The sequence below is a fragment of the Diaphorobacter sp. C33 genome, from assembly GCF_030503915.1.
Classification (GTDB): domain Bacteria; phylum Pseudomonadota; class Gammaproteobacteria; order Burkholderiales; family Burkholderiaceae_C; genus Diaphorobacter; species Diaphorobacter nitroreducens.
Map to the genome: position 1 here is coordinate 292,486 of NZ_CP129980.1, position 24,005 is coordinate 316,490.

Annotated in this window: 21 protein-coding genes; 7 read left to right on the forward strand and 14 right to left on the reverse strand. The window is 68.1% G+C overall.

The features are described from left to right. The first annotated feature begins 5 nt into the window (after positions 1–5). Complete coding sequence (locus QY917_RS01430) at positions 6–665, forward strand: nitroreductase (protein ID WP_123675151.1); 660 nt, start codon at positions 6–8, stop codon at positions 663–665. Between the two features lie 116 nt (positions 666–781). Here the strand turns inward: QY917_RS01430 and QY917_RS01435 are convergent, their stop codons facing one another. From QY917_RS01435 to yjgA, 4 genes are read right to left on the reverse strand one after another with little or no spacing between them, the layout of a single operon-like run. After that, positions 782–1,882 (reverse strand): NAD(P)-dependent alcohol dehydrogenase, encoded by a 1,101-nt coding sequence (locus tag QY917_RS01435; RefSeq protein WP_058130996.1) that lies wholly within the window; start codon positions 1,880–1,882, stop codon positions 782–784. A 57-nt stretch (positions 1,883–1,939) separates the two neighbouring features. After that, entirely contained in the window at positions 1,940–3,586 is a 1,647-nt protein-coding gene (locus tag QY917_RS01440) for a SulP family inorganic anion transporter (RefSeq protein WP_123675152.1), read from the reverse strand. Between the two features lie 28 nt (positions 3,587–3,614). Continuing rightward, positions 3,615–4,223 carry a molybdopterin adenylyltransferase gene (mog, locus tag QY917_RS01445; protein ID WP_015912696.1) on the reverse strand — a complete coding sequence of 203 codons (609 nt, stop codon included), beginning with the start codon at positions 4,221–4,223 and terminating at the stop codon, positions 3,615–3,617. After that, positions 4,216–4,878 carry a ribosome biogenesis factor YjgA gene (gene yjgA, locus QY917_RS01450; protein WP_015912697.1) on the reverse strand — a complete coding sequence of 221 codons (663 nt, stop codon included), beginning with the start codon at positions 4,876–4,878 and terminating at the stop codon, positions 4,216–4,218. The genes mog and yjgA overlap by 8 nt, the downstream gene beginning before the upstream one ends. 95 nt (positions 4,879–4,973) lie before the next feature. Between yjgA and pmbA the strand changes: the two genes are divergently transcribed. Then, on the forward strand, positions 4,974–6,383 hold the full coding sequence (gene pmbA, locus QY917_RS01455) for a metalloprotease PmbA (RefSeq protein WP_123675153.1): 1,410 nt from the start codon (positions 4,974–4,976) through the stop codon (positions 6,381–6,383). A gap of 25 nt (positions 6,384–6,408) precedes the next feature. Beyond that, positions 6,409–7,329 (forward strand): EamA family transporter, encoded by a 921-nt coding sequence (locus QY917_RS01460; protein WP_123675154.1) that lies wholly within the window; start codon positions 6,409–6,411, stop codon positions 7,327–7,329. 86 nt (positions 7,330–7,415) lie between these two features. Here QY917_RS01460 and QY917_RS01465 read toward each other — a convergent pair whose 3' ends face one another. Together QY917_RS01465 and QY917_RS01470 are read right to left on the reverse strand one after the other, a co-directional pair. After that, positions 7,416–8,432: a YcjF family protein gene (locus QY917_RS01465; protein WP_123675155.1), complete on the reverse strand. Its 1,017-nt coding sequence runs from the start codon at positions 8,430–8,432 to the stop codon at positions 7,416–7,418. A gap of 143 nt (positions 8,433–8,575) precedes the next feature. Then, complete coding sequence (locus QY917_RS01470) at positions 8,576–10,135, reverse strand: fumarate hydratase (RefSeq protein ID WP_015912701.1); 1,560 nt, start codon at positions 10,133–10,135, stop codon at positions 8,576–8,578. Positions 10,136–10,326: 191 nt separating this feature from the next. Between QY917_RS01470 and fumC the strand changes: the two genes are divergently transcribed. Continuing rightward, a complete protein-coding gene (fumC, locus tag QY917_RS01475; RefSeq protein WP_123675156.1) occupies positions 10,327–11,718 on the forward strand; it encodes a class II fumarate hydratase in 1,392 nt (463 codons plus the stop codon). A 36-nt stretch (positions 11,719–11,754) separates the two neighbouring features. On the opposite strand, the gene QY917_RS01480 is transcribed toward fumC, so the two are convergent. The 7 genes from QY917_RS01480 to QY917_RS01510 all read right to left on the reverse strand — a co-directional run bounded on the left by QY917_RS01480 (position 11,755) and on the right by QY917_RS01510 (position 20,076). Then, positions 11,755–12,531 (reverse strand): Crp/Fnr family transcriptional regulator, encoded by a 777-nt coding sequence (locus QY917_RS01480; protein WP_103737291.1) that lies wholly within the window; start codon positions 12,529–12,531, stop codon positions 11,755–11,757. A 189-nt stretch (positions 12,532–12,720) separates the two neighbouring features. Beyond that, complete coding sequence (locus QY917_RS01485) at positions 12,721–13,449, reverse strand: response regulator (protein ID WP_047349627.1); 729 nt, start codon at positions 13,447–13,449, stop codon at positions 12,721–12,723. Then, positions 13,446–14,933, reverse strand: a complete 1,488-nt coding sequence (locus QY917_RS01490) for an ATP-binding protein (protein WP_123675157.1) — start codon at positions 14,931–14,933, stop codon at positions 13,446–13,448. The genes QY917_RS01485 and QY917_RS01490 overlap by 4 nt, the downstream gene beginning before the upstream one ends. 242 nt (positions 14,934–15,175) lie before the next feature. After that, positions 15,176–16,255 (reverse strand): glycine betaine/L-proline ABC transporter substrate-binding protein ProX, encoded by a 1,080-nt coding sequence (gene proX / locus QY917_RS01495; protein WP_231403361.1) that lies wholly within the window; start codon positions 16,253–16,255, stop codon positions 15,176–15,178. A gap of 36 nt (positions 16,256–16,291) precedes the next feature. Then, positions 16,292–17,494: a glycine betaine/L-proline ABC transporter permease ProW gene (gene proW / locus QY917_RS01500; RefSeq protein WP_123675158.1), complete on the reverse strand. Its 1,203-nt coding sequence runs from the start codon at positions 17,492–17,494 to the stop codon at positions 16,292–16,294. Positions 17,495–17,518: 24 nt separating this feature from the next. Continuing rightward, positions 17,519–18,808, reverse strand: a complete 1,290-nt coding sequence (proV, locus tag QY917_RS01505; RefSeq protein WP_123675159.1) for a glycine betaine/L-proline ABC transporter ATP-binding protein ProV — start codon at positions 18,806–18,808, stop codon at positions 17,519–17,521. A gap of 656 nt (positions 18,809–19,464) precedes the next feature. After that, complete coding sequence (locus tag QY917_RS01510; RefSeq protein WP_011804501.1) at positions 19,465–20,076, reverse strand: TIGR00645 family protein; 612 nt, start codon at positions 20,074–20,076, stop codon at positions 19,465–19,467. 205 nt (positions 20,077–20,281) lie between these two features. Here QY917_RS01510 and acs point away from each other — a divergent pair, with 205 nt between their 5' ends. Together acs and QY917_RS01520 are read left to right on the forward strand one after the other, a co-directional pair. Continuing rightward, the gene (gene acs / locus QY917_RS01515; protein ID WP_015912709.1) at positions 20,282–22,279 is read left to right on the forward strand and encodes an acetate--CoA ligase; all 1,998 of its coding nucleotides are present in this window, start codon (positions 20,282–20,284) and stop codon (positions 22,277–22,279) included. A gap of 350 nt (positions 22,280–22,629) precedes the next feature. Further along, on the forward strand, positions 22,630–23,139 hold the full coding sequence (locus QY917_RS01520; RefSeq protein WP_088887422.1) for a Signal transduction histidine kinase: 510 nt from the start codon (positions 22,630–22,632) through the stop codon (positions 23,137–23,139). 87 nt (positions 23,140–23,226) lie between these two features. On the opposite strand, the gene QY917_RS01525 is transcribed toward QY917_RS01520, so the two are convergent. Further along, positions 23,227–23,532: a c-type cytochrome gene (locus QY917_RS01525; RefSeq protein ID WP_011804504.1), complete on the reverse strand. Its 306-nt coding sequence runs from the start codon at positions 23,530–23,532 to the stop codon at positions 23,227–23,229. A 108-nt stretch (positions 23,533–23,640) separates the two neighbouring features. On the opposite strand from QY917_RS01525, the gene QY917_RS01530 reads away from it, so the two are divergent. Then, positions 23,641–23,883: a TIGR04438 family Trp-rich protein gene (locus tag QY917_RS01530; RefSeq protein WP_011804505.1), complete on the forward strand. Its 243-nt coding sequence runs from the start codon at positions 23,641–23,643 to the stop codon at positions 23,881–23,883. Positions 23,884–24,005 lie beyond the last annotated feature (122 nt).

The window sequence follows — 24,005 nt, forward strand, 5'->3', positions numbered from 1 at the left end:
ACCCCATGGAAGTCACCCAGGCCCTGCGTGCGCGCCGCTCGGTGCGCGCCTTCCTGCCCGACGCGCCCCCCGCGGCGACGGTGCAGACGATTCTTCAAGAAGCCGCACAGGCGGCCTCCGGCGGCAATCTGCAGCCCTGGCGCGTGGTGGCCCTCACGGGCGCGCCGCTGCAGGAGTTGCTGGCGGTCGTCGCCCAGGCGCAACCCGAGGAAGGACCGGACAACCAGTCCTACCCGCCGGGCCTGTGGGAGCCCTACCGCACACGCCGCTTCGCCAACGGCGAAGACCTGTACCGCAGCATCGGCATTCCGCGCGAGGACAAGGCCGGGCGCCTGCAGCAGCTGGCCAAGAATGCCGAGTTGTTTGGCGCGCCCGTGGGCATCTTCGTCTGCGTGGACGAGCGCATGGGCCAGCCGCAATGGGCTGATCTGGGGATTTACCTGCAGTCGCTGATGCTGCTGGCGGTGCAGCATGGGCTGGCCACCTGCGCTCAGGGCTTCTGGCGCCGCTATGCCGGCACGCTGCAGCAGCAGCTGGGACTGCCCGAGCCGTACCGCGTGGCCTTTGGCGTGGCGCTGGGCTATGAGGATGCGGCGGCGCCCATCAATACCCTGCGCTCCTCGCGCGCTCCCTGGGCCGAGTGGGGCGAGATGCGCGGGTTCTGAGCCCGAGGAAGGGCCGCCGGGGCCTTTTGTTGGGTGAATGCTCCTAATTCAATAGCTGCAAGCGCTTGATATATAAGCGCTAGCGGCCTATTTTCCTTGATGGGCGTTGGCTCGCCTCAGTGAGGCTTGATGGCGATCTTGAGCACCCCGTCGCGCTGGTGCGCAAACAGGTCGTAGGCCTCCACGATGTCGTCCAGCTTGCGCTGGTGCGTCACCAGCAGCCCCAGGTCCAGGCGGTTGGCGGCGATCACGTTCATCAGGCGGCGCATGCGCTCCTTGCCACCGGGGCACAGCGCGGTGCGGATGGTATGGTCGCCCAGGCCCGCAGCGAACTGCGCCAGCGGGATCGACAGATCTTCCGAGTACACCCCCAGGCTGGACAGCGTGCCGCCGGGCTTGAGCACCTTCATGGCCTGGGCGAACGTGGCCTGCGTGCCCAGTGCCTCGATGGAGCCGTCGGCGCCCTTGCCGCCGGTGAGCTTCATCACTTCCTCCACCACATCCACGTTGCGGAAGTTCAGCGTCACGTCGGCGCCCATCTTCTTCGCAACCGCCAGGCGGTCGTCGTTGCCGTCCACGGCGATGATGGTGGTGGCACCCAGCAGGCGCGCGCCGGCGGTGGCGCACAGGCCGATGGGACCTTGTGCGAACACCACCACGGTGTCGCCGATCTTGATGTTGGCGTTCTCCGCGCCCTTGAAGCCGGTGGACATGATGTCCGGGCACATCAGCACCTGCTCGTCGGTCAGCCCGTCGGGAATGGGCGCCAGGTTGGCCTGGGCATCGGGCACCAGCACGTACTCGGCCTGGGTGCCGTCGATCAGATTGCCAAAGCGCCAGCCTGCCGTGGCCTTGTAGCCGTGGCAGCCGCACAGACCACGCGGCACCAGGTAGCTGCCGTCCTGGCTGGGATAGCCGTCCTGCGCCGCGTAGCTGTTGAAGTTGGGGCAGATGGCGCCGGCGATCACGCGCTGGCCTTCCTGGTAGCCCTGCACGGCGCTGCCCAGTTTCTCGATCACACCCACGGGTTCATGGCCCACGGTCAGGCCCTTGGCCACCGGGTATTCACCCTTGAGGATGTGCACGTCGGTGCCGCAGATGGTGGTGGTGGTGATGCGCACCAGCGCGTCGTTGGGGCCCACGCCGGGAATGGGCTTGTCGGCCAGTTCGATGCGGCCTTTTTCGACGAAGACAGCGGCTTTCATCATGGCGGTCATGCGGGGCTCCTTTGTGGGGTGAAGCCGCCACATTACGCCGGGGATGCGGCGGCGGGGCTACGGTTGAGTGGACTGCTCGGGTATGGCCATGCCCTGTGCCGCGCCCACGGCGTCGTCCACGCTCCAGAACAGCGGAATATGCGTGAGCCCGGCGCGCTGAAGCGCGGCACGCGGGTGGTCCTTGATGCGCGCGAGCAGCAGGGCCAGTCCCCGGCGCGCCAGATGGGCCTGCAACTCCTGCAGGGCCTCCAGCGTGGTCACGTCCATGTCGTCGCTGGACTCCACGCTCAGTACCACGGCGCGCACGCCCTGGGCTCCTGCGTGCGTGGCCACGATATGCGCCATGGCCTCGGCATTGGCAAAGAACAGCGGTTCGTCCGGCCGCAGCACCAGCACGCCCGGCGTGCGCTGCGCCTGCGGGTGCAGCTTGAGCGCGACGAAATCATGCGTGCCCGGCAGACGGCCCAGCTCACTGGCGGCCGGCTGCGCAAAGCGGCGCAGCGCCAGCAGCAGCGAAAGCCCCACCGCGAGCAGCATGCCGAACAGCACGCCCAGCACCAACACGCCGGCCGCGGCGGCCAATGCCATCCAGGCGTCGCCATTCCAGCGCAGCGTGGCCCACAAGGGGCGCGGGCCCAGCTTGTGCGACAGGATGCCGATCACCACCGCAGACAGCACCGGTAGCGGCACAAGCGCCAGTGCGCCTTGCGCCAATCCCAGCGCCAACGCAATCGCCGCTGCGGCGACGAGGCCCGTCCAGCGGCTGTGCCCCCCAGCCTCGTAGTTGGCCGACGAAGCCGAGAAGCCTGCGCCCACGGGCAGGCCCTGCAGCAGGCTGCTGCCGATGTTGGCGGCGCCCAGGGCCAGCATCTCGCGCCGCGCGTGCACGCGGTCGCCCGCTTGCAGGGCCAGGGAGCGGGCCGATCCCCACGACTCGGCGAACAGGATCATCATCAGCGCCGGCGCCACCTGGGCGGCGCGCACCCAGTGGTCCCAGTCCAGCCGCGGCCAGCCCCACTGCAGCCCTTGCAGCGTGACCGGCCCCACCAGCACCACGCCGTGCGCCGCCAAAGGCAGCGCCGCGGACAGCGCGATGCCCAGCGCCAGCACCAGCACCGAGGGCTGCACCCAGGCATGCCGCGCCTGGGCGCGCTGTAGCGCCAGCCACAGAGCCAGCGCGCCGCAGCCCAGCGCCGCCGTCAGACCCTGTGCGTTGCCGAGCCCGCACAGCCAGTCCCACAGCAGGCCGGGCGTGTGCGTGCCCTGGGCCGGAACGCCCGTGAGGCCGGGCAGTTGCTTGACGACGATGGTGACCGCGAGCGCCCACGCAAAGCCGCGCAGCACGGGGCGCGAGACGAACGCCGCCAGGAAGTCGGCGCGTGCGAGCGCCGCCACGATGAACAGTCCGCCGGTGACCCCGACCAGCGCGAACGCGCCGCCCGTGCCTTCCGCCGCCACGACGGACGCGAAGATCGCCGCGGCCGACGACGTGGCCGAGAGCGTGGCGAAGCGGCTGGTGCCGATGAACGGATAGACGAGCAGCCCGACGAGCGCCGCCACCAGCGCATGGGCCGGCGGTACGCCGGCGATGGCGGCGTACGCCACCGCCTCGGGAACCAGCAGGCCGGCGATGGCCAGGCCGGCCAGGAACGTGTTGCCTGCGCGGGGGCGCGAAGGCGCGGCAGGACGATTGGTGGGCAGCATGGCACGGCCCCGTGGCGGGGCGGCGCGCTCAGCGCTGGGGGCGCACGGCGGTCTTGGGGCGGAAGGCCTTGCAGACCTCGGGGCGTGTCTCCAGGTAGGGCCCGCCGATCAGGTCGATGCAGTAGGGCACGGCGGCGAAGATGCCCGTCACGCGCTGTGCGCCGCTGTCGTCCTTGAGTCCCTCCAGCGTCTCGGCAATCGCCTTGGGCTGGCCCGGCAGGTTGATGATGAGGCTCTGGCCGCGAATTACCGCCACCTGGCGCGACAGGATGGCTGTGGGCACGAACGTCAGCGAGATCTGGCGCATCTGCTCGCCAAAGCCCGGCATCTCCTTGTCGGCCACGGCCAGCGTGGCCTCGGGCGTCACGTCGCGCAGCGCGGGGCCGGTGCCGCCGGTGGTCAGCACCAGGCTGCAACCAGCGTCCACCAGTTCGACCAGCGTGGCGCTGATGCGCTCTTTCTCGTCGGGAATCAGGCGCGGCTCGAAAGCAATCGGGTTGTGCAGCGCGCGCTTGAGCCAGTCGTGCAGGGCGGGCAGGCCCTTGTCTTCGTACGTGCCGCTGCTGGCGCGGTCGCTGATGGAGACGATGCCGATCTTGACCGGCTCGTAGGACGGGGCTTTGTGGGTATCAGGCATCGTCTTCGCGCTCCTCATGCACGGCCAGGGCGGCCGCTTCGGTCATCTGGTGGCGCACCAGTTGGAACAGTTCGCGGTAGGCACGCCCCTTGCGCGGGGCCTCGCCCTGCGACTGGGCCACCCGGGCCTCATGGTCGGACGGCGCATCCTTGCGCGCCTGGCGAATCAGCGCGCGGATCTGTTGCGTGTCCGTGCGCGGAAACTGCTCCAGCCATGCTGCCAGCGCATTGTCGTCCGCAATGAGGCGGTCGCGCCAGTGCTCGGCCTGGTGCAGGGCCAGCTTCTCGGCGGCGGAGCCGTTGCGCTGTTCGTCCAGCGCGGCGTGGATGGCCGCTACGGTGTCTTCTTCCAGCTTGCGCATGAGCTTGCCCACGAACTGCATCTGCCGGCGCTTGCCCTCGAAGTTGGTGATGCGGCGGGCCTCGGCCAATGCATCCTGGAGCTTTTCGGGCAGGTCCAGGCGCGCGAACAGGTCGCTGCGCAGCGTGAGCAGCTCGGAGCCCAGGTCCTGCAGCGCCTCCATCTCGCGCTTGAGGTCGGTCTTGGTGGCACCGTCGGTGCCTTTGAGTTCGGCCTTGAGCTGCAGGTCCATCTCGCTGCCTTCGGCAACGAAATGGCCCTTCACAAAATAGCCTTTTTTGGGTTTGCGTGACATGGGTGTGCTGGGGGCGGAAACAGGCCCTGCGCGGCGCAGCGGCAATGGCGCCTGCCGCGCGGCGGCGCGGGTCGGCAAGTATCATAGCCGCCGCTATGAATACATCCAGCAACCGCGCCGCCAGCGGCACTTCTTCCCAGCCCGACAGCGGCTTCAGCTATACCCGAGAGTTCTTTGAAGGCCTGGTGGACCATGCCCTGGCCCATGCCAAGAAGTTGGGTGCTACCGACGCGGGGGCGGACGCCTCGGAAGGCTGCGGCCTGTCGGTGAACGTACGCAAGGGCGAGCTGGAGACGGTGGAGCGCAACCGCGACAAGTCGCTGGGCGTGACGGTGTACGTGGGCCACCGCCGTGGCAATGCGAGCACGTCCGACTTCTCACTGGCCGCCGTGGAGCGCACGGTGCAGGCGGCCTACGACATCGCCCGCTTCACCGCCGAGGACCCGGTGGCCGGCCTGCCCGACTCGGCCGACATCGCGCCACAGGAAACGCACCGCGACCTGCAACTGTTCCACCCCTGGGCCATCACCAGCGAAGAGGCCGCGCTTCTCGCGCTGGAGTGCGAGGCCGCCGCCTTCAAGACCCACAAACGCATCACCAACAGCGAAGGCGCGGGCGTGTCGGCGCAGCAGAGCCACTTCTTCAGCGCCCACACACGCGGCTTTCGCGGCGGCTACGCCAGTTCGCGCCACAGCATCTCGGTGGCGCCCATCGCCTCGCTGCCAGGGCGCAATGCCGAGATGCAGCGCGACGCCTGGTACAGCTCCATGCGCGACGCGCGCGAATTGGCCGCGCCCGAGGCCGTGGGCCGCTACGCCGCCCAGCGCGCGTTGAGCCGCCTGGGCAGCCGCAAGATCCCCACCACCGAATGCCCGGTGCTGTTCGAATCGCCCCTGGCCGCCGGCCTGCTGGGCGGCTTCGTGCAGGCCGTGAGCGGCGGCGCGCTGTACCGCAAGAGCAGCTTTCTCGTCGATTCGCTGGGCAAGCAGGTGTTCGCCAAGCACATCGACGTGGCCGAGGACCCGTTCATCCTGGGCGGCAAGGGCAGCTCGCCGTTCGACGACGAGGGCGTGCGCGTGGCGCCGCGCCAGGTGGTGGAGGCGGGCCGCGTGCAGGGCTATTTCCTCAGCACCTATTCGGCGCGCAAGCTCGGCATGCCGACCACCGGCAATGCCGGCGGCTCGCACAACCTGGTGCTGTCGTCGCGCCTTACGAAGCCCGGCGACGACCTGGACGCCATGCTGCAAAAGCTGGGCACGGGCCTGTTCGTGATCGAGCTCATGGGCCAGGGCGTGAACTACGTGACGGGCGACTACTCGCGCGGCGCCAGCGGCTTCTGGGTGGAGAACGGCCGCATCGCTTATCCGGTGCACGAGATCACCATCGCCGGCAACCTCAAGGACATGCTGCGCGGCATCGAGGCCGTGGGCGCCGACGCCTACACCTATGGCGCCAAGACGGTGGGCTCCATCCTCATCAACCGCATGAAGGTGGCGGGCAGTTGAGCCGCGCCGCGCCGGCAGTCCGCGCATGAGCACGTCGCTGTCGCGGGCCGACTGGGCCAAGGCGCTGGTGGTGGTTGTGGTCTGGGGGCTGAACTTCGTCGTCATGAAGTGGGGCCTGGCCACGCTGTCGCCGCTGGTGCTGTGCGCGCTGCGCTTCCTGGCGGCGTCGCTGCCGTTCCTGCTGTTCGTGCGCCCGCCGCGGCACCTGTCCTGGGGCGTGATGGCGGCCTATGGCTTGGTGCAGGGTGTGGGACAGTTCGGCCTGCTGTTCACCGGCATGCAGCTGGGCATGCCGGCGGGCATGTCCTCGGTGGTGCTGCAGACGCAGGCATTCATCACCATGCTCATGGCGGCAGCCTTGTTGGGCGAGACGCCGCACCGCTGGCAGTGGCTGGGCCTGTGCATCGCCATCGGCGGGCTGGTGTTCATCGGCGCGGCGCACGGCGATGGCGCCTCCGGCATGACCCTGGCGGGCTTCCTGCTCACCGTGGGGGCCGCGGCCATGTGGGCCGGCTCCAACCTGCTCACGCGCGTGGCGGCGCGCCAGGGGCCGTACGAGCCCGTGTCCTTCATCGTCTGGAGCAGCGTGTTCCCCATCGTGCCGCTGTTGCTGTTGGCCTGCGTGGTGGACGGCACGGAGGCCGTGGTGCAGCAGTTGCGTGGCCTGGGCGGGCGCGAGTTGGGCGTGGTGGCCTATCTGGCGCTGTTGTCCACCCTGCTGGGCTATGGCCTGTGGACGCGCCTGCTGCAGCGCTACGCCGCCAGCACCGTGGCGCCGCTATCGCTGCTGGTGCCGGTGGTGGGACTGCTGTCGGCCATGCTGCTGCTGGGCGAGCGCCCCACGGCCTGGCAATGGATGGGCACGCTGGGCGTGCTGGCGGGCATGGTGATCAACCAGTTCGGCGGGCTGTGGGCCAAGCGCCTCCGCGGGGCTGCATCTATATAGAAATTGGCTCTAGCGTTTGCCAGTCAAGCGCTAAATGCTCCTGAAAAAGTAGCAAATCACCTGCGTTCTGCGCAGCAACTTGCCTCTCAGCCGCCGCGCACCATGGAGAGGATCTTGGCCGTGTCGAGCTGGCGCGCGGTCGCCTGCATCTGCGGCAGGTAGCGCGCCTGCAATTGCTGGCCGTCCTGCATCACGTGCTGGTAGGCGTCCTTGAGCATGTCGGTGGACAGGGTGCGCCCGCCCGCGTAGTACTGGTTGGCCACATGCCCCAGCGCATAGGTGGCCGCAAAGCTCATGCTGCTGCTCACCGCCTGGCGCCCCAGGCCACCCAGCAGGCCCTTGCCGGCCTTGCCCAGCAGGCCGCTGAGCAGCTTGCGGCCTGCCTGCTCCAGGTACTGCGAGGTGAGCCCCACGCCCAGCGTCGCGAGGAAGTCCTTGATGTGCCCGCGGTCCAGCTCATAGCCGTAGCTCTGGCCGATCTGGTAGACCAGCCGCATTTGCAACGGGATGATGGCCAGGGTGGACAGGTTCTCGGGCAGCAGTTCGATGGCGCCGTTCATGATCGACGCCTGCAGGATCTTGCGGTCCATCTCGGCGGGCGGCAGGCTGCCGGGGCGGCGCTGCGCGGCGGTGGTGGGCAGCGCGTCCGCAGCGGCGGGGTGGGGGGCCGGTGTCGCAGGCGCAGTGGATGCGTCCAATGGCGTTTGCAGAGGCGCTTGCAAAGGGGCGTCGGCCACGGCCTGGGCCTCGGCATCGAATCCCCCCGTGGTAAGCGCGCCCCCCAGGCCCCAGGCCTGGCGCACCTGGGCCAGGAAGGCATCTTCCTTGGCGCTGGTGTGGCCGTCGGCTTCGCACACGCACACGGCCATCTCATAAGCCAGCTGGCGCGACTCGGGAGAGGCCAGGCGGCCCAACACTTCTGGCAGCTGCACACGGCGCAGCAGCACGTCCTGGTACAGGCCGGGCAGGTTGACCTGCGCGTCGCCCGCAAGGCCTTGCGCGACCTCGCGGATCTGCTCGCGTTCGCGGTCGTGCTTCTCGCCGTCTGCGTACGAGGCCATCAGGCACAAGGTGAGGGTGGCGCGGATTTCTTCTGCGGTCATGGTGCTCCTGAGGCGGTGAAGAGATGCAGATGGGAGTGCAAGGCGGCAGCGGGGTTCCCTGCCGCGCTGGCCCTTTACCCGTTGGAAAAACAAAAACCGCCCGAGGGCGGTTTTTGTCACGGACGGTTCACATCGCGAGGCCGTCAGGCGGCGACCATGGGCACGACCTTGTATTCGCCCGCGGCGATTTTCTTTTGCCACTCGGCCGGGCCGGTGATGTGGGCGCTGGTGCCGCCCGCGTCCACGGCCACGGTGACGGGCATGTCCACCACGTCGAACTCATAGATGGCTTCCATGCCCAAGTCGGCAAAGCCCACCACCTTGGCGTTCTTGATGGCCTTGCTGACCAGGTAGGCGGCGCCGCCCACGGCCATCAGGTAGGCGCTCTTGTGGTTCTTGATGGACTCGATGGCGACCGGGCCGCGCTCGGCCTTGCCGATCATGGCGATCAGGCCGGTCTGCTCCAGCATCATGTCGGTGAACTTGTCCATGCGCGTGGCGGTGGTAGGGCCGGCGGGGCCCACGGCCTCGTCCTTCACCGGGTCCACGGGGCCCACGTAGTAGATCACGCGATTGGTGAAGTCCACGGGCAGCTTCTCACCCTTGGCCAGCATGTCCTGGATGCGTTTGTGCGCGGCGTCGCGGCCGGTGAGCATCTTGCCGTTCAGCAGCAGCGTCTGGCCAGGCTTCCAGCTCGCGACTTCTTCCTTGGTCAGGGTGTTGAGGTCCACGCGCTTGCTGGTCTCGGTGTTGGGCGCCCAGTCCACCTTGGGCCACAGGTCCAGGCTCGGCGGGTCCATGTAGACGGGGCCGGAGCCGTCCATCACGAAGTGCGCGTGGCGCGTGGCCGCGCAGTTGGGGATCATGGCCACGGGTTTGCTGGCCGCGTGCGTGGGGTACATCTTGATCTTCACGTCCAGCACGGTGGCCAGGCCGCCCAGACCCTGAGCGCCGATGCCGAGGGCGTTGACCTTCTCGTACAGCTCCAGGCGCAGCTCTTCGACCTGGTCCAGCTTCTCGCCGCGCTGGCTCTTGGCCAGCAGCTCGTACATGTCCAGGTCTTCCATCAGGCTTTCCTTGGCCAGCAGCACGGCCTTTTCCGCCGTACCGCCGATGCCGATGCCCAGCATGCCCGGCGGGCACCAGCCGGCGCCCATGGTGGGTACGGTCTTGAGCACCCAGTCCACCAGGTTGTCGCTGGGGTTCATCATGACCATCTTGGACTTGTTCTCGCTGCCGCCGCCCTTGGCGGCCACCGTCACGTCCAGCGTGTCGCCGGGCACGATCTGCACGCTGATGACGGCGGGTGTGTTGTCCTTGGTGTTCTTGCGAGCGAACTGCGGGTCGGCGACGACCGACGCACGCAGCGTGTTGTCGGGGTGGTTGTAGCCGCGGCGCACGCCTTCGTTGATGGCGTCCTCCAGGCTTTGGTCGGCGGCGAAGCCCTCGAAGCGCACGCCCATGCCCACCTTCAGGAACACGTTCACGATGCCCGTGTCCTGGCAGATCGGGCGGTGGCCCGTGGCGCTCATCTTGCTGTTGGTGAGGATCTGCGCCATCGCGTCCTTGGCCGCGGGGCTCTGCTCGCGCTCGTAGGCGCGGGCCAGGTGCTGGATGTAGTCGGCGGGGTGGTAGTAGGAGATGTACTGCAGCGCGGCAGCTACGGACTCCACAAGGTCGTTGTACCGGATGGTCGTGGTCATGTGGGGGAGGATTCTTGTGAAACGGACGCCCGCGATTATCGCCCTGCACCTTGCACGAGCCTGATGCAAGGGCAAAAGCAAGGGTAGAAGCCCCGTCCGCCCGGCGTGGCGGCAGGGGCTTTCAGTGGCCTCGCGGCCATTTGCGGTGAAATCGGCCCCGTTGCTCCTTCCCGGATCAGAAAGGCCTTTGCATGACTTCCAGCACCCGTATCGAACGCGACACCTTCGGCCCCATCGAGGTGCCGGCCGACAGGCTCTGGGGCGCGCAGACGCAGCGCTCGCTGCAGAACTTCGCCATCTCGGGTGAACGACAGCCGCAGGAACTCATCCGCGCGCTGGCGCAGGTCAAGCGCGCGTCGGCCCGGGTCAACCACGCGCTGGGGCTGCTGGGCGCGGACAAGACGCGCGCCATCGTCGCCGCGGCCGACGAGGTGCTGCTGGGCGAGCACGACGACGAGTTCCCGCTGGTGGTCTGGCAGACCGGCTCGGGCACCCAGACCAACATGAACGTCAACGAGGTGCTGGCCAACCGCGCCAGCGAGCTGTTGGGCGGGGAGCGCGGCGAGGCACGGCTGGTACATCCCAACGATGACGTGAACAAGAGCCAGTCCAGCAACGACGTGTTCCCCACCGCCACGCATGTGGCCGCGGTGCAGGCGCTGGTGCACCGGCTGTTGCCCGCCATGGAGGAGCTGCGCGCCACCCTGCAGACCAAGGCCGAGGCGTTCGACGACATCGTGAAGATCGGCCGCACCCATCTGCAGGATGCGACACCGCTCACGCTGGGGCAGGAGATCTCGGGCTGGGTGGCGCAACTTGCCCATGGGGAGCGCCATGTGCGCGCGGCGCTGCCGCACCTGCATGAACTGGCCCTGGGCGGGACGGCCGTGGGCACGGGCCTGAATGCGCCCGAGGGCTACGCCGAACGTGTGGCGCAGGAGCTGGCCCAGTTCACCGGTCAGCCCTTCGTGACCTCGCCCAACAAGTTCGAATCGCTCGCATCGCAGGACGCGCTGGTGCATGCCCACGGCGCGCTGAAGACGCTGGCGGCCAGCCTCACGAAGATCGCCAACGACGTGCGGTGGCTGGCCAGCGGCCCGCGCAGCGGCATCGGCGAGATCACCATCCCTGAGAACGAGCCCGGCTCGTCCATCATGCCCGGCAAAGTGAACCCCACGCAGTGCGAGGCGCTGACCATGCTGTGCGCCCAGGTGCTGGGCAACGATGTGGCCATCAACATCGGCGGGGCCAGTGGCAACTTCGAGCTGAACGTGTTCCGCCCGCTGGTGGCGCACAACTTCCTGCAGAGCGTGCGGTTGCTGGCCGATGGCATGGTGAGCTTCAACGAGCACTGCGCCGTGGGGATAGAGCCCAACCGCGCGCGCATCGCGGAGCTGGTGGAGCGCTCGCTGATGCTGGTGACGGCGCTCAACCCGCACATCGGCTACGACAAGGCCGCGGCGATTGCCAAGAAGGCGCACAAGGAAGGCAGCACGCTGCGCGAGGCCGCGCTGGCGCTGGGCCACGTGACGCCCGCGCAGTTCGATGAGTGGGTGGTGCCCGCCCGGATGGTGGGGCGCTGACGGCTGGGAGGGACGTTGCGACGGTGGGCGGTGCGCTCAGTCGTCGCCTCGGCCATCCGCGGCGGCCTGGTCCACCAGCGTCTGCAGGCCGGTGGCGTCCAGGATCTCGATGCCGCGGGGGCGCACGCTGATCAGGCCCTCGCGTTCCAGCCATTTCAATTCCACGTTCACGCGCTGGCGCGAGCCGCCGAGCAGGCAGGCCAGCTCGTCTTGCGCCAGCGACAGGCCCAGCGGCACGCTCTCGCCCGGCTCGGTGCGCTGCGGGCCGAAGCGCTGCAGCAGCTGTAGCAATTGCTTGGCCAGGCGCGCGCGCAGCGGCAGCGTGGCCATGTCTTCCATCATGCAATACAGCGACCGCATGCTCCATGCCTGCAGCGTGAGCAGCGCCTCGCCGAACGAGGGATGCTCCTGCAGCAGCGTGCGGAAGGTGGGTTCGGGCACGCTCAACAGCGTGGTGGGGCCATGGGCATGCGCGTCGTAGGTGCAGGGGCGGCCGTAGAGCACCTCGGCCTCACCCACCCAGATTCCGGGCTCCACATAGGCCAGCGTGACCAGCTTGCCGGAGGGCGTGGTGCGTTGAAAGCGCAGCGCGCCACTGGCGCAGGTGAACCATTCGCGGATGGGACGGCCCTGCTCGACGATCAGGTCGCCGTGTGCATGGCGCGTCACGTGGCCCAGGCGGAAGATGTCGTGCCGCAGCGAGGGCGAGAGGGTGGAGAACCAGGGGCTGCGGTCCAGGGCCTCGCGCTCGCGCGCCGACAACAGGGGACGTTGCAGCGACACGTCGGCACAAAAGCGCAGGGGAGCGGGCATGGTGGTTCGTCGGTGAGGGCGCCGGGCGCGGGAACAGAGGCTGCGGCATTCTAGGCGCCGTCACGCTCGGTAACAAACCCTTGTCCCCACCCGGCGTAGGCCGCTGTGGCTGCCGGGATGCGTTTAAAGCAAAAAGTGCCCTAAAGGCGCTTGTGGTAAGCGCAAGAAGCTATTAAAAAAGGAGCTAGCTCAGTCCTGAGCGTCCTGAGGCGCCGCGGGTGGGTCGAAGGCAAAGCCCACGCCATAGACCGAGCGTATCCAGTCGTGCCCGGCGGGGTCGGCGCTGCGCAGCTTGCGGCGCAGATTCTTGATGTGGCTGTCCACGGCGCGCTCGTTGGGCTCCTGCGGCGAGTCCGGGTAGGCGTGCTGCAGCAACTGGGCGCGCGACAGCACGCTGCGCGGGTGTGCCAGCAGGGTGCGCAGCAGATGCCATTCGCGCGGTGTCAGCGCCACGAGGGTGCCGTGCAGCGTGGCTTGCAGCTGGGCCTCGTCCAGCACCAGCGCGCCGTAGGCCAGCTCCGCCTGCGCGGCGGCCTGGGCCGGCGGTGCGCGCCGGCGCAGCACGGCCTTCACGCGCGCCACCACCTCGCGCGGCGAGAAGGGCTTGCAGATGTAGTCGTCCGCGCCCAGTTCCAGGCCGATGAGGCGGTCCACTTCTTCCACGCGGGCAGTGATCACCACGATGGGGTTGTCGGTGTGGCGGCGCGCCTGGCGCAGCACCTCCAGCCCGTCGATGCCGGGCAGCATGACGTCCAGCAGCGTCAGGTCGGGCGGCTGGGGGGCGGTGAGGACCTGCAGGGCCGTGCGGCCGTCGGCCGCGTGCTCCGGGGCGTAGCCCGCGTGGCGCAGGTAATCCAGCAGCACGTCGGCGATGTCCTGCTCGTCCTCCACGACGAGGATGCGTGCGGGCGTGGTCATGGCGAGGGGTTCTCCAGTAGAGGCAGTGTGAGGGTGATGCGCAGGCCACCCAGCGGCGAGGCGCTGGCTTCGATCTGGCCGCCGTGCGCCTGCACGATGGTGCGGCAGATGGCCAGGCCCAGGCCCGAGCCGCCCAGGTCGCCTGAGGCGCGGCGGCGCGAGGCCTCGGCACGGTACAGGCGCTCAAACAGGTGCGGCAGCTCGTGCGGCGCCACACCGGGCGCCGTGTCGTCCAGGCGCAGCGTGAGGCGCGGCGGGCCGCCATTGCGCAGCACGCAGGCCGACACCTGCAGCTGCCCGCCGGGGTCGGTGTAGCGCAGGCTGTTTTCCAGCAGGTTCAGGAACACGCGGTGCAACTGCTGTGCGTTGCCGTGCACCTGCAGCGGCTGCTTGGCGAGCGTGGCCAGGTCTGGCGCGGCCTGCAGGGCGACACCCGTCTGGTCGAAGCGCGACTGCATGCCGGCCATGGCCTCGCGCAGCAGCGCGAGCGGCTGCACGGCGCTCATGACGGGCGGGGGCTGGTCGCCGGCCATGTCCACGCTGGCGCGCAGATCGCCCACGAGCTGGATCAACCGCATCACCTGGCGGTGCAGGCGGCGCGCGGTCTTTTCGTCGAACGGGCGCACGCCGTCCTGCACGGCCTCGATCTCGGCGCGCATCGCGGCCAGCGGCGTGCGCAGTTCATGCGCGGTGTCCCCGATCCACTGGCGGCGCGAGGCCTCGACGCTCGCAAGCTGCTCGGCCATGGCGTTGAAGGTGTGGATCAGGCGGGTGAATTCCTCGCTGTCGGCTTGTTCGGGCACGCGGGTGTGCAGTTCGCCGGCCGCAATGGCCTGCGCGCCGGTCACCAGCGTGTCGATGGGGCGCAGCCAGCGCCGCGCCAGCCACCAGGACAGCAGCAGTGCCAGCGCCAGGCCCGTCACGCCGCTCCACACCACGAAACCGAGCTGCTTGGACAGAAATGCGCGGTCCGCATCGCGCTCCAGCCCGTCGAGCGGCGCCAGCACCAGGTGGCCGATCAGGCGCCCCTCGCCGTCGCGCAGCGCGGTCCGCGCACCGCCGGCAACGGGTGCGGCGCCCGCGACCACGCGGCCTTGCGTATCCACCACGCCCAGGCGCCGCGAAAGCGCGTCCACCGGCGGCGGGGCCGTGCCGGGCGTGACCTGGGGTAGCAACAGGGGCTCGGGCGCAGGCACGGGAGCGGGTCCGAAGGTCGGCATCTGGACGTTGCGCGGGCGGCGCAGCTCGCGCCACAGGCCGGGCTGCTCGCGCAGTGTCTGCCAGCCGCCCTGCTGTTCATACGCGGCCTGCAGGCGGAACACCAGCCAGTCCATGCGCGCCAACTCCACCTCGGCCACGTAGGGGCCCAGCCCCCGCTGCAGCCCCAGCAGCGAGAAGCCCACGAACAGCACCAGCATCACGACCAGCAGCGCCGACAGGGCCGCAAAGGCCTTGCCTTGGAGGGTGAGACGCGGAAGTTGCATGAAGTGGGGAGCCGCTTGGCCGTGGTCAAACGCTGAGGATGGCACGGCCGGGCCACCCCCGGGGCCTGGCCGCGATGGTACGAAGCGCGCCAAATGCAACCAATGGCAACGCCTCGCACGCAGGCATGGGCGGGGCGAAAGCCCGCCCCGCCCGATTCTGGTGCTACTTAAAAGATAGCTGCTCGCGCATGAGGGACGGGCGTTATCTCCTGTTTTTATGCAAATTGTTGCAAACGCACCCGTCAGCGGGCCGCGGCCAGCGCCTGCTGCACCCAGCCGTCAAAGGTCTTCTGGTGTGCCTTGATCCAGCCGTTCACATGGCGTTCGATGTCGGCGGCCTTGTTCTGGCCCCGGCTCATCAGGTGGTTCTGGGCGTTGATGTCGGCCACGGGCAGCTGCATCACTTCGAACAGCTTGGCGGCGGCGGGGTTGGCCTCGGCCCAGGCCTTGTTGGCCACGATCTGCTGCTGGTTCACCACGAAGCCGTAGTTCTTGCCGTTGGGCAGGCGCGTGTCCAGGCCTTTTTGCTCGCCCGGCAGGGAGGAAAAGGGCACTTCCAGCCAGACCACGTCCTTGCCGGGCTTGAGCTCGTTGCTCACCCAATAGGGCGTCCAGGTGTAGTACAGGACGGGCTTGCCTGCGCGGTAGCGCGTGATGGTGTCGGCGATCAGCGCGGAGTAGGTGCCCTGCTGGTGCGTGACGGTGTTGCGCAGGCCGTAGGCGTCCAGGTGGTGCTCGATCATGGCCTCGCAGCCCCAGCCGGGCGTGCAGCCCGTCAGGTCGGCCTTGCCGTCGCCGTTGGTGTCGAACAGCTGGGCAATTTTCGGGTCCTTGAGCTGCTCGACGTTGGTGATGCCATGCGCGTCGGCGGTCTTCTTGTCGATCAGGTAACCCTGCGCCGCGTTGCCCGAGTAGGTGCCGCGCCGGTAGAGCTTCGCGTCGCCGCCGGCGTTCTTGTAATAGTCGGCATGCAGAGGGTTCCAGTGGTCGGCCATGAACGTGGCGTCGCCATTGCCGATGGCGATGTGGGCCGTGGGGTACTCCACCTCCTGGATGGGCTGCACGTCGTAGCCGAGTTTTTCCAGGCCCTTCATGACCAGCAGTGTCTGGAAGGTCTCCTCGGCGATCGAGCTCTTGAGAGGCAGCACTTTCACGCCCTTGCCGGGCAGGGCGGTGGGCTGGGCCAGCGCAGCGGTGGCGCCCAGCGCCAGGCCCAGACCCGCGGCAACCGCGGCCAACGGCGCGCGCAGGCGGCGGGCGAGGGCGGCGCATGCGCCGGAACGTGCAGTGTGTGTGGGAGAGGTCAGCGACAGAAGAGTCATCCGGGGTTTCCTTTCTGGTGGTGAACGGGATTGGTGTCAGGCCGCGGAGTTGCGGGGGGTGGCAAGCGGGGCGGCTTGCGGCGCGGGCGCTGCGGGCTTGCCGCGCACGGCGCGCAGCACCAGGCCCGCGGGGCCGGTGTGCCACCAGCGCGCACTGGCGCGCCGCGGCTGGCCCATGGCCTGGGTGAGGCGGTCCAGCACGATGGCCAGCAGCACGATCCCCAGGCCGCCCACGGTGGCCAGGCCCATGTCCAGCCGGCCGATGCCGCGCAGCACCATCTGGCCCAGGCCGCCCACGGCGATCATCGAGGCGATGACCACCATCGACAGCGACAGCATCAGCGCCTGGTTGATGCCGGCCATGATCGAGGGCATGGCCAGCGGCAGCTGCACCTTCCACAGCAATTGCAGGGGCGAAGCGCCATAGGCGCGGCTGGCCTCGATCAGATCAGGGCGCACCTGGCGCAGGCCCAGGTTGGTCAGGCGGACCAACGGCGGCAGCGCAAACACGATGGTCACGATCACGCCCGGCACGTTGCCGATGCCGAACAGCATCACCACCGGCACCAGGTACACGAAGGCGGGCGTGGTCTGCATGGCGTCCAGCAGCGGGCGCGTCCAGCGCTGCGCGCGCTCGCTGGCCGCCAGCACGATGCCCATGGGCAGGCCGATGACGACGCAGAACAACAGCGATGTGAGCACCAGCGCCAGCGTCACCATGGCGTCGGGCCAGATGCCCAAGAGCGCCACCAGTCCCAGCGACAGCGCCGCGCCCACGGCCAGGCCGCGGCCGGCAAACTGCCAGGCCAGCAGCGTGACCAGCGCGATGAGCGCGGGCGCGGGCACGGCCAGCAGCAGGTCGGTCACGCCGGTGAGCGTGGCGTCGATGGGCGCGCGCACCGCCTGGAAGAACGGGCGGAAGTTCTCCACCACCCAGTGCAGGCCCTCGTTGATCCAGCCCTGCACGGGCAGGCCGTCGGTGGCGATCTGCTGCCACAGGCCGGCCAGGCCGGCGTCGGGCTCGGGCATCGGCGCCGCCGCGGCGTCAAGCCAGTCCACGCCGGCCGTGGCATCGGTGCCGGCGGTGCCGCCAGCGCCCCACGGATCGGCATCCGCGGGTTGCAGCGTCGTGTCGGCGGCCCAGGGGTCGCTGGCTTGTGCTTGCGCCTGAGCGGGCGCGGCGTCGGCGGGTGCCCAGGGGTCGTCGATGGCGGCGGTCTCTTGCGTTGTGTCGTTCATGCGTGTCCTCTCCTTGTGTTGTTCTTAGCGGGGCGCTGCCACCGGCGTGCTGGCTTGCGCCGGGAAGTGGGGGTGGAGCTGGATGGGTGGCACCTCCGCCTGCGGCGGCGGCACGGGCGGCGTGTCGCGGTCCAGGAACTTCATCAGCGTGGTGCGGCTGATCACGCCCTGGTAGATGCCGTCCTCGTCCACCACCGGCAGCGGGCAGGGCGCACTGCTCATGGGGCCGAACAGGTCCGCCACCGGCGTGGAGGCATCCAGCGGCTGGGCATTGGGTAAGAAGGCGTGGTGCAGGCCCAGCGCGCCCTGGCGGCCGTGCAGCGCTTCGCGCAGCGACTGCGACGACACCACGCCCAGCAGGCGCTTGCGGCTGTTGAGCACGTAGGCGTGGTCGCGGTCCGAGTCCTCCAGCAGGCGCAGTGCCGCGCGGCAGCCGCGGTCGTCGTGCTCGGACACCACGGTGAGCGCCTGGCGCGCGATGTCGGCCGCCTTGAACACCGCCGCAGCGTCCACGCCGCGCACGAAGCTGCGTACGTAGTCGTTGGCAGGCGCGCGCAGGATCTCGTCGGGCGTGCCCACCTGCACCACGTGGCCGTCCTTCATGATGGCAATGCGGTCGCCGATGCGCATGGCCTCGTCCAGGTCGTGCGAGATGAAGACGATGGTGCGGCGCTTGATCTGCTGCAGGCGCAGCAGCTCGCTTTGCATCTCGGTGCGGATGATGGGGTCCAGCGCGGAGAACGCCTCGTCCATGAGCAGGATGGACGGGTCGGCTGCCAGCGCGCGCGCCAGCCCCACCCGCTGCTGCATGCCGCCCGAGAGTTCGTCGGGGTAGCTGGCGCCCCAGGCGCCCAGGCCCACCTGCTGCAGGGCCTCCTGCGCTGCCTGCTGGCGCTCGGCACGGTCCACTCCTGCGAGTTCCAGCCCGAAGGCGGCGTTGTCCAGCACCGTCATGTGCGGCATCAGGGCGAACGACTGGAACACCATGCTGATGTCCTTGCGCCGCAGCGCGCGCAACTCGCGGTCGCCCAGACGGTTGATGTCTTGGCCGTTCACCAGGATGCGGCCGCTGGTGGGCTCGATCAGGCGGTTGAGCATGCGCACCAGCGTGGACTTGCCCGAGCCCGATAGGCCCATGACGACGAAGATTTCGCCGGCCTCGATGGTGAAGCTGGCATCGAACACGCCGATGGAATGGCCCGTGCGCTCCAGGATCTGCTGCTTGCTCAGGCCCTGCTGCACCAGGCGCAGCGCTTCCTGCGGCGAGTCGCCGAAGACCTTGAAGACATGGTCGATGATGATTTGCTTGGCCACCGTGTGGGTCCTTCCTCGGTTGTGACGGGTTGAACGGGCCCCTGCCGCACCAATGGCGGCAGGAACGCAAAGGCCAAAGCGGCACACACGACCCCGATGCGGCGTCCCCGCGAGGGCACGCGCGTCGCCAATCGACGGGCGCGGCCTGCAGGGCCGGGAAGAGGGCGGACACGAAAAGTGACCAGATCGGCCCGAATGGCACGCGAACGGTGCGCAAGGGCCTGGGTGCGCGGCGCAAGAGGTCTGGCTGAGGACTTGCGCAGTCACGCGGGTACCGTGCGCCGCGCATTGGCGGCAGGGCACCCTGGGGCATCAGGGGCGAATACTTCGGCCTGTGTGCCAGGGCCGCCAGCAGTGGGAGGCGCGTTGGCACGGGGCGCTCTCGGGCAACGCAGCCACAAAGAGCGAATTACCTGCGCGGCAGGTTGTAAAACACCGTGAAAGTATAGTTATTCGGTATTTTTTAGTCAAAAAACGGGTTTTTTGATTTGTGCTATTCCGCGCGTGGACGGACGGCGGGCTCGCCGGTTGCTGCAAAATTAATAGCTGCTCGCGCTTGCTGCATGGGTGCTAGATGGCTTTTCAAGCAAAAAACCCATGGAGCGCGGGCGTTCCATGGGTTTGCGGGCGATTGGCCGGGTGCCCGGCCGCATGCCTCAGTGCTTGTCCTCGGAGGTGTGCAGCAGCCGGTCGGTGAGTGCGATGGCCAGCGCGCTGAACAGGAAAGTGACGTGGATGATGGTCTGCCACATCAGCACCTTCTCGCTGTAGTTGGCGGCGTTGATGAAGGTCTTGAGCAGGTGGATCGAACTGATGCCGATGATCGACAGGCCCAGCTTCACCTTGAGCACCGAGGCGTTCACATGGCCCAGCCACTCGGGCTGGTCGGGGTGGCGGTCCAGGCCAAGGCGGCTCACGAAGGTCTCGTAGCCTCCGACGATCACCATGATGAGCAGGTTGGAGATCATCACCACATCGATCAGCGCCAGCACCACCAGCATGATCACCGTCTCGTTGAGCGAGGTGACGGGCGCGTCCGGCTTGTAGCCGATGCTGGTGATGAGCGCCTGCAGCGCGGCCTCATGGCCGAAAGCCGCTTCCACCAGGTGCCACAGTTCCAGCAGGAAGTGCCAGACATAGACGCCCTGGGCGGCGATCAGGCCCAGGTACAGCGGCAGTTGCAGCCAGCGGCTGGCAAAGATCAGGGCGGGCAGGGGGCGCAGCGGGGCGTTTGCCATGTGGGCGGAATGGGGGGAAGGGGAAGTCATGGTGACGGGAAATGCGTCGGGAAGGGGAGGCGCGCGATTTTAGGGGCAGCCCGTTTCGCCCCGAAGACATGCCACCGTCAGGCATTTCACGCATGCCAGGCCATGGCGCTGGAGCGCTGCCGTATGCTGTGGCGCTCCGTCAGTGGCCTGTAAGTACCAGGGCTGAAAGTACCACTCAAAATTCTTAGCTTCAGGAGACAAACCCATGAGTGCATCGTCCAATGCCATCGAATCCGTATTGGTGGAGAACCGCGTCTTCCCGCCTGCCGATAGCGTGGTGAAGGCGGCCCGCGTGTCGGGCATGGCCGGCTACGAGGCCCTGTGCGCCGAAGCCAACAAGGATCCCGAGGGCTTCTGGGCGCGCCTGGCGCGCGAGCACCTGCAATGGACCAAGCCGTTCACGCAGACGCTGGACGAGTCCAAGGCGCCGTTCTACCAGTGGTTTGCCGACGGCGAGCTCAACGCCAGTGCCAACTGCCTGGACAAGCACATGGGCACGCCGGTCGAGAACAAGGCCGCCATCCTCTTCGAGGCCGACGACGGCACTGTCACCCAGGTCACTTACCGGCAACTGCTGGAGCGCGTGAGCCAGTTCGCCAATGCCTTGAAGGCGCATGGCGTGCAGCAGGGCGACCGCGTGCTCATCTACATGCCGATGGGCGTGGAAGGCGTGGTGGCCATGCAGGCCTGCGCGCGCATCGGCGCCACGCACAGCGTGGTGTTCGGCGGTTTCTCTGCCAAGGCGCTGAACGAGCGCATCATCGATGCGGGTGCCGTGGCGGTGATCACGGCCAACTACCAATTGCGCGGCGGCAAGGAACTGCCCCTGAAGGCCATCGTGGACGAGGGCCTGTCCATGGGCGGCTGCGACAGCATCAAGAATGTCTTCGTGTACCAGCGCACGGCCACGGCCTGCGACATGGTGGCGGGGCGTGACAAGACCTTCTCCGAGATCCTGGCCGGGCAGAGCACCGAATGCCCACCCACGCCCGTGGGCGCGGAGCATCCGCTGTTCATCCTCTACACCAGCGGCTCCACGGGCAAGCCCAAGGGCGTGCAGCACAGCACCGGCGGCTACCTGCTGTGGGCCAAGGTGACGATGGAGTGGACCTTCGACATTCGCCCCGACGACGTGTTCTGGTGCACGGCCGATATCGGCTGGATCACGGGCCACACCTACGTGGCCTACGGTCCGCTGGCTGCGGGTGCCACACAGGTGGTGTTCGAGGGCGTACCCACGTACCCCAACGCCGGGCGCTTCTGGCAGATGATCGAGCGCCACAAGGTCACGGTGTTCTACACGGCGCCCACTGCCATCCGCTCGCTCATCAAGGCGGCCGACTCCGACGAGAGCGTGCACCCCAAGAACTGGGATCTGTCGAGCCTGCGCATCCTGGGCAGCGTGGGCGAGCCCATCAACCCCGAGGCCTGGATGTGGTACTACCGCCATGTGGGCGGCGAGCGCTGTCCTATCGTGGACACGTTCTGGCAGACCGAAAACGGCGGCCACGTCATCACCCCGCTGCCGGGTGCCACGCCGCTCGTGCCGGGTTCGTGCACCTTGCCGCTGCCGGGCATCCAGGCCGCCATCGTCGATGAAACCGGCAAAGACCTGCCCAACGGCGCGGGCGGCATGCTCGTGATCAAGCGGCCCTGGCCCTCGATGATCCGCACCATCTGGGGCGACCCCGAGCGCTTCAAGAAAAGCTACTTTCCCGAAGAGTTGGGGGGCACCACCTACCTGGCCGGCGACGGCGCCGTGCGCAGTGCCGACCGTGGCTACTTCCGCATCACGGGCCGCATCGACGACGTGCTGAACGTGTCGGGCCACCGCATGGGCACGATGGAGATCGAGTCCGCCCTGGTCGCCAAGACGGACCTCGTGGCCGAGGCAGCCGTGGTGGGCCGCCCCGACGACCTGACGGGCGAGGCGATTTGCGCCTTCGTGGTGCTCAAGCGCTCGCGCCCCACGGGCGAGGAGGCCAAGCAGATCGCCACCGAACTGCGCAACTGGGTCGCCAAGGAGATCGGCCCCATCGCCAAGCCCAAGGACATCCGCTTCGGTGACAACCTGCCCAAGACCCGCAGCGGCAAGATCATGCGCCGCCTGCTGCGCTCGATCGCCAAGGGCGAACCCATCACCCAGGACACCAGCACCCTGGAAAACCCAGCAATCCTGGATCAGTTGGCGCAGTCCAACTGATGCAGGAGGCGCCGCAAGGCGCCGGCGCGCAGCGCTTGCGGGGTTGGTCGGCACTCCGATCTGCGCAGCAGATGTGGCGTGTCGGCAAAACCTGCATCGGTGGGCCCAGCCCAGCGGGTGAAGCCGCGAGGCGTCAGCGTCCAGGTTTTGCAGACCCAAGCCGCTTCTTGCCAGGCGGCTTTTTCGTTTCGGGCGAAGCAGCTTTGAACCCTGGCGTTGTAGGAGCAGGGCGCAAATACCGGGTTGGGCCATGACGGGCATGCCGCCATGGGGTACAACCCGCGCATTGGCCGCACATCCCGTGGGTTGAAAACAGATAGCGGTCCAGCTGGCCATCAGGAGTCCCTTGCATGAAGCTCAAAACCCTCATCCTTTTATTGATCGTCGTGGCCATCGGTGCGTTGGGAGCACTCAATTGGGCGACGCTCTCGGTGCCTACCGTCGTTTCATTGGGCGTGGCCACGGTGCAGGCGCCCCTGGGGCTCATCATGCTGGGGCTGACCGTCCTGCTGGGGGCCTTTTTCTTGGCCTATGTGCTGACGCTGCAGGGCTCCGTGCTCATGGAGACGCGCCGCCATGCCAAGGAGATGGCGGCGCAGCGCGAGCTGGCCGACCGGGCGGAGGCATCGCGTTTCACGGAGCTGCGCCAGTTCCTGGAAACCCAGCACCGCACGGGCTACGACGCCCTGATGGCGCGCCTGGACGCGCTGGAGGCGCGCCTGAGCGCGCGGGCGCAGGAATCGGACAACATCACTGCCGCCTACGTGGGACAGTTGGAAGACCAATTGCACCGCCGGGGCGAGCCGAAAGCCGTGCAGCCCGTGCCGCCGGTGCGCACCGAACCGGAACTCAGGCTCTGACGGCCCTTGCGCCATAAAAAAGGCCGCAGAGCGTGAGCGCTGCGGCCTTTTTGCAGGGCGCGCCGCGAAGGCGCTTTCCCCTCTGGATTACTTGAGCGACAGGACCCAGGTCGCCAGCTTCTTGGCGTCGGCGGCGTTCACCTGGGCGTTGGCGGGCATGGGCACGGGGCCCCACACGCCGGAACTTCCCTTCATGATCTTCTCGGCCAGTTTGTCTGCGGCGCCTGCTTGGCCCGCGTATTTGGCGGCAACGTCCTTGTAGGACGGACCCACCAGCTTCTTGTCCACGGCGTGGCAAGCCATGCAGTTCTTGGAGGTTGCCAGGGCCTGGTCGGCGAATGCAGGGGCTGCAACCGACAGCGTCATGGCGAGGGTGATCAGTGTGCGCTTCATCGCGGGGTTTCCTCTAGGGTTGGGGTACATTTAGCCTTCAATGGGATTGTAGTGTTCGCCGTTGACGGGCTCCAGGCCAAAGCTCGCGCGGCACCAAAGGATGTGACCATGTATGCGCTGCTTTTAGGCATCTTGTTGATACTTCTCAAATATCTGGAGATCGGCCCTGTGGCGAATTGGTCATGGTGGTGGGTGTTGTCTCCTTTTGCGGTAGCTGCGGCCTGGTGGGCCTGGGCGGATGCCACCGGCTACACCAAGCGCAAGGCCATGGAAAAGATGGACCAGCGCCGCAAGGACCGCATCAACAAACAGAAGGAATCCATGGGCATGGGTCCGCGCCGACCGCGCTGAGGGCTTCTTCCCTGTCCAGACAACCCGCAGCGGTGCACGCGCCCTGCGGGTTTTTCTTGGGCGGTGATGGCGCAGCAATGATCCTGTTTTGATAGCTGCTGGCGCTTATTGGATAAGCGTTG